The organism is uncultured Dialister sp., assembly GCF_937959425.1.
Classification (GTDB): Bacteria; Bacillota; Negativicutes; order Veillonellales; family Dialisteraceae; genus Dialister.
On record NZ_CALGPS010000099.1, the window covers coordinates 1 to 12,319 of the forward strand.

General features: G+C 52.1%; 8 protein-coding genes. 6 read left to right on the forward strand and 2 right to left on the reverse strand.

The annotated features are described in order from the left end of the window. Positions 1-219 precede the first annotated feature (219 nt). The 6 genes from dapB to Q0482_RS04100 all read left to right on the forward strand — a co-directional run bounded on the left by dapB (position 220) and on the right by Q0482_RS04100 (position 7,023). Positions 220-1,011, forward strand: coding sequence for a 4-hydroxy-tetrahydrodipicolinate reductase (dapB, locus tag Q0482_RS04075; protein WP_297037809.1), 792 nt, complete (start codon positions 220-222; stop codon positions 1,009-1,011). Positions 1,012-1,020: 9 nt separating this feature from the next. Next, entirely contained in the window at positions 1,021-2,055 is a 1,035-nt protein-coding gene (locus Q0482_RS04080; protein WP_299143713.1) for an aspartate-semialdehyde dehydrogenase, read from the forward strand. A 629-nt stretch (positions 2,056-2,684) separates the two neighbouring features. Further along, positions 2,685-3,596, forward strand: coding sequence for a 4-hydroxy-tetrahydrodipicolinate synthase (gene dapA, locus Q0482_RS04085; RefSeq protein WP_299143716.1), 912 nt, complete (start codon positions 2,685-2,687; stop codon positions 3,594-3,596). A 97-nt stretch (positions 3,597-3,693) separates the two neighbouring features. Further along, positions 3,694-4,971, forward strand: coding sequence for a histidine-type phosphatase (locus Q0482_RS04090; RefSeq protein WP_299143717.1), 1,278 nt, complete (start codon positions 3,694-3,696; stop codon positions 4,969-4,971). Between the two features lie 135 nt (positions 4,972-5,106). Beyond that, on the forward strand, positions 5,107-5,682 hold the full coding sequence (locus Q0482_RS04095; RefSeq protein WP_366517983.1) for a xanthine phosphoribosyltransferase: 576 nt from the start codon (positions 5,107-5,109) through the stop codon (positions 5,680-5,682). 9 nt (positions 5,683-5,691) lie between these two features. Then, complete coding sequence (locus Q0482_RS04100; protein WP_299143720.1) at positions 5,692-7,023, forward strand: nucleobase:cation symporter-2 family protein; 1,332 nt, start codon at positions 5,692-5,694, stop codon at positions 7,021-7,023. 264 nt (positions 7,024-7,287) lie between these two features. Here the strand turns inward: Q0482_RS04100 and Q0482_RS04105 are convergent, their stop codons facing one another. Next, positions 7,288-10,077, reverse strand: coding sequence for a heavy metal translocating P-type ATPase (locus Q0482_RS04105; RefSeq protein ID WP_299143721.1), 2,790 nt, complete (start codon positions 10,075-10,077; stop codon positions 7,288-7,290). Positions 10,078-10,417: 340 nt separating this feature from the next. Further along, positions 10,418-12,151, reverse strand: coding sequence for an NFACT family protein (locus Q0482_RS04110; protein ID WP_299143723.1), 1,734 nt, complete (start codon positions 12,149-12,151; stop codon positions 10,418-10,420). Positions 12,152-12,319: the final 168 nt, after the last annotated feature.

Genomic DNA, 12,319 nt, shown 5'->3' on the forward strand with positions numbered 1-12,319 from the left:
GGCTTTCACCAGACTATACTATACACGCCGAACTGGCGCACAACTTAAGAACCTTCCCCTCTGAACCCTTTGAACCCTTTGAACCCGGGGCCCCATTTCATGTATAAAAAATCATTTCCCATATTGACGTGATTGTCGATTTATACTACCATAGATTCAAACTATCAAATGCCTTATAGGGAAATTCCGCCTATAGAGCCATAGAAGGAGGAGTTATTCATGATTGAAGTCTTAGTGAATGGCGCAGCCGGACGCATGGGGAGTGAAGTGGTCCGTTCTGTGATGGCTGAGGAAGGATTGGAAATCGCAGGGGCTGTAGATCCCGGCGCTGCAGGGAAGGATCTGGGGGAAGTGGTCGGCACCGGCCATAACGGCATTACCATTTCTCCCTCCCTGGAGGAAGCATTCAAGGTGAAGAAGCCGGACGTGGTGGTGGATTTCACAAGCCCCAAGGTGATTTATCAGAATGCGAAGTTTGTCCTTGAAAACGGCGTGAACATGGTCATCGGTACCACGGGACTTACCGCGGACCAGCGGAAGGAGCTTTCTGAAATTGCTGCCAAAACCGGCGCCAATGGCCTGGTGGCTCCGAATTTCTCCCTGGGCGCTGTGCTTCTGATGAAGGTGTCTGCAGAAATTTCTAAATACATGCCGAATGCGGAAATCATCGAGCTCCATCATAACCATAAATATGATGCGCCCTCCGGCACGGCGAAGCTTACTGCCGAAAAGATGGCGGCTGCCCGCACCAGCGCACCGGAGCCGGATGAAACGAAGGAAAGCCTTCCCGGCGTCCGTGGCGGCAAGTATGAGGGCATTACCATCCATTCCGTCCGTCTTCCCGGCTATGTGGCTCACCAGGAAGTGCTTTTCGGCGGCTATGGGGAAATCCTGACGCTTCGTCATGATTCTCTGGACAGAAAGTCCTTTATGCCCGGCGTCATGCTGGCATGCAAGAAGTGCATGACCGTCAAGGGCTTTGTATATGGTTTGGAAAATTATCTGGAATGAGGTGCTTCTATGAGTAAACTGCCGCGCGTAGCAGTCCTTGGCGCCACCGGCGCCGTGGGACAGGAATTCATTCGCCTTTTTGAAGAAAGGGATTTTCAGTTCGCATCCCTGAAGCTTCTGGCATCGAAACGGTCTGCCGGTAAAAAGCTGATGGTGAAGGGGAAGGAATACACCGTCGAAGAAGCCAAGCCCGAATCCTTTGAAAATATCGACATCGCCCTCTTTGCCGGCGGAAGCATCAGCAAGACCCTGGCGCCGGAAGCGGCGAAACGGGGGGCCGTAGTCATCGACAATTCCTCCACCTTCCGCATGGACCCGGAAGTGCCGCTGGTAATTCCGGAAATCAACCCGGAAGATATTGCAAAGCACAAGGGCATTATCGCCAACCCGAACTGCTCCACCATTATCATGCTCATGGCATTAAAGCCGATTTATGATATTTCCAGAATCAAACGGATCATCGTCAGCACCTACCAGGCCGTTTCCGGCGCCGGCAAAGACGGCATTGACGAACTCCTGGACGAAGCGGCGGCCATTGCCAAAGGGGAAACCTACGAACCGAAGATTCTTCCCTCCGCCAGCCTGCCCAAGCATTACCAGATTGCCTACAACGTAATTCCCCAGATCGACGTATTCCTTGATAATGAATATACCAAGGAAGAAATGAAAATGGTGAACGAAACCCACAAGATTTTCCATGACGACACCATCGCCATTACGCCTACCGCTGTCCGCGTACCGGTTATCCGGAGCCATGCAGAATCCATCTACATTGAAACAGAAGAACACATCACCACGGACCAGGTAAAGAAGGCCATCCAGGGCTTCAAAGGGGCCCAGCTGGTAGATGACATTGCCAACATGATTTACCCCATGCCCCTGGACACTTCCAACAAGACCGACGTAGCCGTAGGCCGCATCCGCAAGGACCTCTACAGCGAAAACGGCATCAACCTCTGGGTCTGCGGCGACCAGATCCGCAAAGGCGCTGCCCTCAACGCCCTGCAGATTGCAGAATACATGATTGCCCATGATATGATTTGACGGGAGAAAGGTTTTTAAGATTGACCGGCCGGTGGCGGTCGGGTTCTCAGGTTTGACAGCCGCTTCGCGGCTGAGGGTTGTGGTATCGCCCTTCGGACGATGAGTATAAAGTCAGAGTTACGCGAATGCCTTTCTATCGCATAAGTCACTCTAACCTTGGTGGTGAGTTAGCCACCTCTGGTGGCTTTCCCCCTTTGGTGCCTACGGCACCACCTTTGCCCCGGTGGGAAGCGTGTCACTGGATTTTCGGGTCGCTGCGTTCCCCTACAGCACGGCTATCACCGACTCACTGAATTCTCAGGTCGCTACAGCTCCCCTACGAATCCAGTTCGCTGGTGTAACTCCAGTTCCCTTGCCACCCCGCTGTGCGGGGGAACAACAACCCGTTCTTAAAATTGAGTAACTTCTGAGAAAATGTTTCACGGAGCTTTGTTCTGCCACCGCTTGCGGGGGAAGTCCCGCGAAGCGGGCAAGGGGGAAACTCTTTTCCCCCCGCCCGTAAGGGCGGTTGTAAAGGTTTTATCATACTGGCGCTCCTATATTTCCCAAAGGCGCCCACCAAGGCCGATAGCCGATAGCTGACAGCCGATAGCCGGCACCAGCCCACTAAAAAAAGGAGAGAATAAAAAATGGCAACAGCAAAATTCGGACGGGTTATTACCGCCATGATTACTCCATTTCATGAAGATGGTTCTGTAGATTATGAAGGAGCAGCCGCACTGGCTAAACACCTCGTGGCTCACGGCTCTGAAGGTATCCTGGTAGGCGGCACCACCGGTGAAGGCGCTACCATGACCAGTGAAGAAAAGCTGAAACTCTACAAAACCATTGTTGACGCCGTAGGCAGAAATGCCCCCGGCAAGAAAGTCCCGGTTATGGGGAATATCGGTACCATCAGCACCAGAGACACCATCCTTTTCGGCAGAGAAGCCAAGAAGACCGGTATTGACTGCGCCCTGGCCATCGTTCCTTTCTATGTAAAACCGAACCAGGAAGGCATGTACCAGCACTTCCGTGCCATTGCGAAACACGTGGATCTGCCCATCGTTCTTTATAATGTTCCCGGCCGTACAGGCGTATCCATCCAGCCGGAAACCATTAAGAGAATCGTTGACGACTGCCCCAATGTGGTCGGTATCAAAGATGCTACAGGCAACTGGGACCAGGTGACCAAGGAAAAGGCACTCCTTCTTGACGATTTCATGATTTACAGCGGCGACGATGCATTCACCCTGCCCATCCTGGCAGGCGGCGGTGTAGGCGTGATTTCCGTAGCCAGCCACGTCATCGGCGATGACCTCCTTGCCATGGTGGATGCTTTTGAAAAGGGAGACCTGGAAAAGGCAAGAGCCCTTCATATCAAAATGTACCCCATTATGAAAGGCATGTTCTTCATTGCCAGCCCCATTCCGGTAAAGACTGCAGTAAACCTCATCGGCCAGCCTGGCGGTCATTTCCGTCTCCCCATTGTGGAACCATCGGAAGAAGAAAAGAACCATGTTTACCAGATGCTGAAAGATTACGGCGGACTGGTAAAATAAATAAATAAAGAAAGGGGACTGTGAAAAATAGGAATCATTTTGTTCACAGTCCTTTTTCTATTTATTTGACAGATATACCTGTTTCAAAGGAGGAAATATGGTTATTTCCAAGTGGATTCATTATAAAAAAGCGGCGGGCCTTGCAGCTTCGGCCCTTCTCCTTTCTCTGTCCCTTCTGCCGGGTATGCCGGCAGAAGCCAGGGAAGGGCTGCATCAGAGCTATGAACTGCAGAAGGTGGTCATTTTCAGCCGCCATAATCTGCGTTCTCCTATGGCAACGGACAGCGAAAAAAGGAAGTCCCTCACCCCTCACCGCTGGCAGGATTACAAAGGCGCTCCGGGAGATTTATCCAACCGGGGCGGTCTGGTGGAAACCATGATGGGCCAGTCCGTGAAGAATGAGCTGGATAAGGAAAAATTCATGGTGTCCCCGAAGGACTGGGAAGGAAAGGACGTTTATTTCTACGCCGATTCGGACCAGCGCACCATTGCCACGGCCCATTACTTTGCCGCCGGTGTGGCGCCGGAAGCAAATATTACGGTCCATCATAAACCGGAGGGAACGAAGGATGCTGCCTTCAGCACCAGCCTGCCCGCTTCCCTTGGGGGAGATACCCTTTCTGCCATTCAGAAGGGGGAGAAAATCTGGGCGGATTCCTTCATTTCGGCTAAAAAAGAAGAAATGGCCGGCGATTTCCAGGAGCTCTCCAGGGTACTGGATATTCCTTCCTCTCCGGCAGCAAGGAAGGGCGATTTCAAAGGGTTTGTACCGGAGGACCTTCACATCACCATGAAAAGCGGCAAAAAGCCGAAAATGACGGGATCCCTCAAAACGGCCCACTCCCTGGCCGATTCCCTTCTCATCCGCTATTATGAAACCGAAGATGACAGCCAAGCGGCCTTTGGCCACACCATGACCTTCGGGGACTGGGGAAAAATCGGCCGCATTAAAGATGATTTCGGCATCCTTCTATACGGTGAGCCCGAGGCCGCCCATTACATGGCCCTGCCGCTGGTCCGTATGATGGATGGGGAAATGGAAAGCCGCCGAAAATTCTCCTTTATCTGCGGCCATGACTCCAATATGACTGCCATCCTTAGCGCCCTGGGCACACGTCCCTATGAGCTTCCGGGATCCATCGAAAAGAAGGTTCCCTTCGGTGTGAAACTGGTGATTGAGAAATGGAAGGGTTCCGACGGCATTCTTTACGGGTCCGTAAGCCTTCTCTATCCTTCATCCCGGGATATCCGCCGCCTTACGGTGCCTAAGGAAGGGGAAAGTCCCTTGCAATATCCTTTGACCTTCCATGGGATTTTAAAAAATGAAGACGGCATGATGAAATGGGAGGACCTGGAAAGACTGTTCAGGCAGTAATTTCCCATGACCATCAGGAGCTGTGAATTGATTTCATGGCTCCTCTTTTTTTGCATTGATTTGCGGCCCATGATAAAATAAAGCAATATTATCTTTTTATTTATAAAAAAGGGAGCAGGAATGATGGCATCAGAATTGAATCTGTTACAGAAGAAGATACTCACCGATGGAGTGATTAAACCGGGAAATGTGCTGAAGGTGGACAGCTTTTTGAATCATCAGATCGATGTGCCTTTTATCAGCCAGCTGGGGAAGGAGTTCAAGGAACTGTTTGCCGATAAACCGGTGGATAAGATTCTGACCATTGAGGCCTCCGGCATCGGTATTGCCTGCCTCACCGCCGTTTATTTCGGCGTGCCCGTAGTGTTTGCCAAGAAGTCGGCAGGCTCCAACATGGACGCCGATGTGTATGCAACGGAAGTGAAGTCCTTTACCCATAACAAAGTGAACCATGTGGTGGTTTCCAAGAAGTATCTGAACGAAGGGGAACATATCCTCATTATGGATGATTTCCTGGCCAACGGCTGCGCCGTGGAAGGTCTCATGGACCTGGTTTCCCAGGCCGGCGGCATTGTGGAAGGGGTCGGCATCTGCATTGAAAAGGGATTCCAGGGAGGCGGCGACGCTCTCCGTGCCAAAGGAGTGGACGTGAAGTCCCTGGCTATCATTGAAAAGATGGATGCCGCCACCGGCACCATTACATTCCGGTGAGGTGCAGTCATGAAAGCGAATGACGCCATTTACCAGCTGAAGGGGGATATTTCTGTCCGCAAGGCGGTTCCCTTCGGCCTGCAGCATGTGCTGGCCATGTTTGTGGCCAATATTGCTCCTATCCTTATCGTGGCAGGAGCGGTGAAAATGTCGCCGGAGGAGTCCGGCGCCCTGGTGCAGTCCGCCATGATTGTGGCAGGCATCGGCTCCCTTCTGCAGATGTTTCCTCTGTGGAGACTGGGGAGCGGCCTTCCCATTATTATGGGCATCAGCTTCACCTTCGTTTCCGTGGCCTGCGTCATCGGTACGAAGTACGGCTATGGCGCCGTGCTGGGGGCTGCTTTAATCGGCGGTATCCTGGAAGGGATACTGGGCCTTGGAGCTACGTGGTGGAAGAAATTTGTGCCGCCCATCGTTTCCGCATCTGTTGTAACGGCCATCGGTTTCTCCCTTCTTCCCATCGGAGCCAATTCCTTCGGCGGCGGCTTCGGCGCGCCGGATTTCGGAGATGCGAAATACCTCATCGTAGGCTCCATTACCCTTGTTTCCTGTCTGGTTTTCAACGTGAAGGCCCATTCCTTCTATAAACAGCTCTCCGTCCTTTTCGGTCTGGTGGTAGGGTACGTGGCCGCTTATTTCTACGGCATGGTGGACCTCTCCCGTATCACCCAGGTGTCTCTGGTCTCCGTTCCGGCCATCCTTCCGGTGCCTCTGGAATTCCATGCGGACGCCATTTTCTCCATTTTCCTGATTTTCCTCGTTTCCGCTACTGAAACCCTGGGAGACACCAGCGCCCTGGCAGCCATGGGCTTCGGCCGCACTCCTACAAACAGGGAAGTTTCCGGCTCCATTGCTGTGGACGGCTTCATTTCCAGCCTGTCATCTCTCTTCGGCTGCATGCCCATTACCTCCTTCAGCCAGAACGTAGGCCTCATTGCCATGACCCATGTGGTGAATCGAAAAGCCATCGGCTGCGGCGCCCTTATCATGATTCTGGCAGGCCTCATCCCCGCCCTGGGCGTCATCCTGGCCTCCCTGCCCAACGCCGTCCTCGGCGGCTGCACACTCATGATGTTCGGCTCCATCGTAGTCAGCGGCGTCCGTATGCTGGGGGACTGCGGCTATTCCCAGAGAAACATGAGCATCGCCGCCCTCTCCCTCTCCATAGGCCTGGGCTTCACCCAGACACCCCAGATTTTCCACATCTTCCCGGACCTCTTCCGAAGCGTCTTCGCCGACAACTGCGTGGCCGTCGTCTTCATCGTAGCCATGGTGCTGAACCTGGTCTTCCCGAAGGATAAGAATGAAGATAAGGAAAACGGCCCGGAAATAGTGGAGTGAGCTTTCGCCGACACGCCCCTTCGGGCGCGAGGGTTCAAAGGGTTCTAAAGGTTCTAAAGTTTGACAGCGGCTTCGCCGCTGAGGGGTGTAGTGGGCGCCTTTCAAAAAGAAGGGGCGCCATTATGATGAAACCTTTACAACCGGGCTTCACCCGTAGGAAAACCATACAACAAAAAAACAGCTGTGAAAAAATGATTCATCATTTTTTCACAGCTGTTTTCATTTCACAAATACCAGCTCACCAGCCCACCGGCTCATTACTCCTCACATTTTTATCCGAAGAAGTCTTACGGAGTAGAGGATGCAGAGGAGGGTGACACCGGTATCGGCGAATACGGCTACCCACATATTGGCGTATCCCAGAAGGCCCATGATCATGACAGCGATTTTGATGAAGAGGGCAAAGGCTACGTTCTGCCAGGCGGTGGAAAGTACTTTCCGGCACAGGCGAATGGCCTTGGGAATAGCCTTGACGTCGGAGTTCAGGAATACCAGGTCCGCCGCTTCAATGGCTGCATCGGCGCCGCTTCCCATGGCGGCGCCGGCGTCGGCGCCGGCCAGGACGGGGGCGTCGTTGATGCCATCGCCTACGAAGAGGACGGAGCCTTCTTTTTCGCGGATTTCTTTCATAATGGAAAGTTTATCCTGGGGGAGGAGTCCGGCATAGACTTTGGAAATGCCCGCCTTTTTCGCCACTTTTTCCGCACTTTCAGGATTATCGCCGGTCAGCATGACCGGTGTGACGCCCAGGGCTTTGATTTCCTGCACAGAGGATACGGCATCTTCCTTCAATGCATCGGCGATGGCGATGCAGCCCTGGAGTTCCTTTCCTTTGGCCATGTATACCACCGTGCCTTCCGCAGGGAGTGCATCCAGTTCTTTTTCGGAAACGCCGGCCTTCATCATGAGGGCTCTGTTTCCTGCGTATACCGGCATGTTCTCCATTATGCCTTCCACGCCAAGGCCTGCCGTTTCATGGAGGTTTTCCACTTTGGGAAGGGACAGCTTTTTCTCGCCTGCCGCTTCTATGATGGATTTTCCGATGGGGTGGGTGGAATAAATTTCACAGGCCGCAGCCAGGGAAAGTACGTCCTCCTGCTTTTTGCCATGGGCAGGGAGGATGGAGCGCACTTTGAATTTGCCTTCCGTCAAAGTTCCTGTTTTATCCATCACCGCCGCTTTGACTTTGGAAAGTACTTCCATCACCGTGCCGCCTTTAAAGAGGATACCCTCTTTGGAAGCCCGTCCAATGCCTGCAAAGAATGCCAGGGGCACGGAAATCACCAGGGCGCAGGGGCAGGAGATGACGAGGAAGGTGAGGGCGGTGTAAATGCATTTTTCCCAGTCCGCCTGGAAGAGGAGGGGAGGAACCACTGCCACAAGAAGGGCAATCAGTACCACCGCCGGCGTATAAATGCGGGAGAAACGGGTAATAAAGCGGTCGATTTTCGGCTTGCTGGCCACCGCATTTTCCACGGAGTCCAGAATACGGCTGACCATGGATTCCGCCAGTATCTTGGTTACCTGCAGCTTGATGGTGCCGGTCATATTGACGCAGCCGGAGTCCACATGGCTGCCCGCCGGTGCGATCACCGGTTTTGGTTCTCCGGTAACGGCGGAGGTATCAATCTGCGTGTTTCCTTCTATAATGAGTCCGTCCAGGGGAATACGGTCGCCGGGGCGGATGAGGAGAATATCTCCTACCTTGGCCTCTTCCGCCGGAACGGTTTCCATTTCATTACCGGAGAGACGGTGCACCACTTCCGGACGAAGATCTACGGCGTCCATAATCTGTTTCCTGCTCTTTCCGCTGGCCAGATCCTGGAGATATTCACCGATGCGGTAGAAGAACATGACACCCACCGCTTCCGGGTACTCCTGAATGCCAAAGGCGCCTAAGGTGGCGATGGTCATGAGGAAGGTTTCATCAAAAAATTCCCCGTGGCTCACATTCTTCAGTGCTGTCCACACGATGGGCCCGCCAAGAATGAGGTAGGAAATAAAGAAAAGAATATTCCCGTACATGTCCGGCAGGGACAGGGGGCCGAAGGGCTGGTAATGTAGCACCATGCCCAGCACAAAGAGAATGCCGCCCATCCGGAGCTGCCCTTCCTCTGTGAATAACTTCTTATAGAAAGGCAGCTTTGCTTCCTCTTTGGAAACGGCTGCCTTCGGCGGGCGCACTTTCTTCCTGATTTCCGTAGGAGACTCCACCTCATTGCACTTTTCCGTAAGGGTGGGAATCAGGCTGTCCGGGTCCTCGGCCGTGAGTTTCATGGTTTTCGTGGCATAGGAAATGGAAGCGGAGAGAACACCGGGCTGACGGTTAACCAGCTTTTCCAGCTTCAATGCGCAGGCAGCGCAGTCCAGGGTAGGGATTTCATAGGTTTCCGTCCGGTAGGCTGTCTTATCCACCGGCGGCACAATGCCCACCGATTCATCGACACTTCTGCATACTGCCAGTACTTCTTTCAGAAGCTGATCCGGATCCTCTTTGGAAACAAGGCGGAGCTCCTTGGTACGGAAAGAAATGGAAGCAAAGAAAACAGAGGGCATTTCCCGAATCTTCCCTTCCATCTTGGCGGCACATTCCATGCAGTCCAGATGCTCCATGTGGTACACGGCGCGGTGGTACGTATTTCCAAGGAAATTGCAGCGGCAGCGGTCAAGACTTTTCCCGCAGATGTCGCAGTCCTCTTCCTCCACACATTCATGGCAGTGGCAGTCCAATGCATGATCTTCCCGGTGGTGGATTCCTAAATCATGGAAATGGCCAAAAGCACGGCGCTCATCGGCGTCAATGTCCTTCTCATCTTCCATGATATCCTTTTCGTTGTTCACATACTTTGCCATTTCCGGGTCATGGGAATGATCGTGATGAAGAGGTTCCTCATGGTCATGGTCATGATGATGACCGCAGCAGCCGTGATGGTGGTCCTCCTCATCGTCGCTTCCGGAATCATCTTCATGGATATGACTTTCCTCGTGATGATGGTGGTGGCAGTGGCAGCAGCCGCAGTTGTGGGCATGCACTGCTTCTTCCTGTTTATTCATGATAATTTCCTCCTTGCAGAAATAGGGTTTTTCATAATTAGATTTTAGCATTGCCGATATATGGAGTAAACCATTCATGAAAAACACTTTAAAATTTCAAGTGGAGAAAGGGAGAAAATAAAAAGGGGCTGTGAAAAAATGTAAATCATTTTTTCACAGCCCCTTTCACCACTTTTATAGTCCCACCGCTTTAGCGGGGGGAAGGTGGTGCGTCAAGCACCAAAGGGGGTGTACGACGATATGTGTCGATAGTGACTCCCACCAACCCACCAGCCCACTAAACAATACCGGTGGGCAGAAAGCACTACACTTCACGTCGTAAAAGAATCCGACCAGCCCACTATTTCACATCTTCCGGCACAGCGGTTATGGTTTTCTGGTGGGTATAATTCACAAGCCCCGGTGGTCCTCCGGGAATCTTTTTCACATACCGGATGAGGGTGTAGTCCACATCCACTTTACCGGAATTTCTGCCCCTGCTGTTCCAGGCGGCCAGGGCGGCAGCTTTGGCAAGGGTCTCTTCCGGCACTGTTTCATTTCCTGCTTCAATCACCACATGGGATCCGGGAATGGCTCTGGCATGGAGCCAGATGTCCGTTTTGGCAGCCTTATGAAGGGTGAGGTATTCGTTCTTCGTATTGCTGGTGCCGATCCACACCTTGAATCCGTCAACTATGCGGCTTTCAATCTGGGGAGCCTGCGATTTTTTGCCGGGTTTATTTCCTTTTTTCTTTCCCTGGATCTGCCTCTTATCTATACCCAGATTTTTAAGCTCTTCCTTCAGCGCCTCCAGCTCCTGCTTGGTGGTTACCTGTTCTGCAAAGTAGAGTGTATCCTGCAGGTAGGAAAGACGTTTGTCGCATTCGTCCAGTTTTTCCTGGCCAATGGCGCTTCTTGTTTTCATTTTATTGTATTTTTTGAAATACATCTGGCTGTTGGCGGAAACGGAGAGGAGGGGGTCCACCGGAATGGTTTCATCCTCCGGCGGATCTTTGAAAAGATTGGACAGGGTGAGGGACGTCCTGTGGTTGATTTTTTCATAGGCATAGATGGAAAGAAGGGTGCCCCACAGTTTGTACTGGTCCATGCGGGATGTTTCCTTCATCTCATCGCCTATTTTCCGTTTCTTCCTTTCCTCCCTTTTGATAAGGGTATGGAGCTGTTTCTTATAGTCCTGCACCGCCTGGCTGATGGAGCCGGCACCGCTTTCCGCCTCTTTTTCAATGAAGGGAAGGACCTCCGCCTTTTCCGGTTCATCTTTCAGAATGGAAAGGGGAATGGGGCTGGCCGTCTTTTTACCCTTTCCTTTTTTATAAATGTAAAGGCAGTCGGAATTTTGAATAGCTTCCGCCATATTTGTAATGGACGAAAGAATCCGCTCCTCGTCCTCATCGGTGATAGAAGAAAGGGGGATATCAGCAGGCACATGGCTTTCCAGGGCCAGCTCATCTGCCAGAAAACGGGAAAACCCGTTGAAATGACCAAAAAGCCAGCTGTCAAAGGGGATGTCTTCTTTCTTGGAGAAATCAAGGATGTTTTTCAGCTCTTCCCTGCTGAATTTCATGAAATCCATGCGGTCTCCATGGCCGGGGAGGGAATAGGTTTCTCCCGGTACCAGAAGGCGGTCCAGTTTCTTTCCCCGAAGGCAGGCATCAATAATGGTATTTCCTTCAGTGAGAATCATGTTCGGTGATGCCGGCAGCAGTTCCACCCAAAGGGTGCGGGTAATGATTTCACTTCCCGCTTCAATGCGGTCAAAGGAAAGGGCCACCACCCGGTCCATGTCTACCTGTTCTATGCGGGAAAGGCGGCTCCCCTCCAGATATTTCCGAAGGGTCATGCAGAAAGTCTGGGAAGGGGAGTACTGCTTTTTGTTTTTTCCTTTCGACGTAAGATAAAGCAGGGGCGGATTGTAGGTGTTAATCATAAGGCTTACAATGTCCCCGTCGGTGCAGAAAAGCTCCAGATCCATAATACGGTTGTCTATCTGGTGCACCTGCCGCACCTGGCAGGCATCCAGCTTTTCCTTCAATTTTTTTGTAATTACATATAATACAGCGCTGTCTATCTGCATGATTTCCTCCTGCATAAGCGGATACTCTTAAATGGTTTTATCCAGTATATCATAATCGGCGGGAAAGGGGATTGGAGAAAAGGTTCTTAAGATTGATGGGCCCTTCGGGCCTAAGGGTTCTTAGGTTGTGCGCCAGTTCGGCGTGTATAGTATAGTCTGGTGAAAGCC

Coding starts and splice junctions, on each gene's coding strand:
- Q0482_RS04080 (WP_299143713.1), top strand. CDS start 1,021: ATGAGTAAACTGCCGCGCGTAGCAGTCCTTGGCGCCACCGGCGCCGTG.
- Q0482_RS04110 (WP_299143723.1), bottom strand. CDS start 12,151: ATGCAGATAGACAGCGCTGTATTATATGTAATTACAAAAAAATTGAAG.
- dapA (WP_299143716.1), top strand. CDS start 2,685: ATGGCAACAGCAAAATTCGGACGGGTTATTACCGCCATGATTACTCCA.
- Q0482_RS04105 (WP_299143721.1), bottom strand. CDS start 10,077: ATGAATAAACAGGAAGAAGCAGTGCATGCCCACAACTGCGGCTGCTGC.
- Q0482_RS04090 (WP_299143717.1), top strand. CDS start 3,694: ATGGTTATTTCCAAGTGGATTCATTATAAAAAAGCGGCGGGCCTTGCA.
- dapB (WP_297037809.1), top strand. CDS start 220: ATGATTGAAGTCTTAGTGAATGGCGCAGCCGGACGCATGGGGAGTGAA.
- Q0482_RS04100 (WP_299143720.1), top strand. CDS start 5,692: ATGAAAGCGAATGACGCCATTTACCAGCTGAAGGGGGATATTTCTGTC.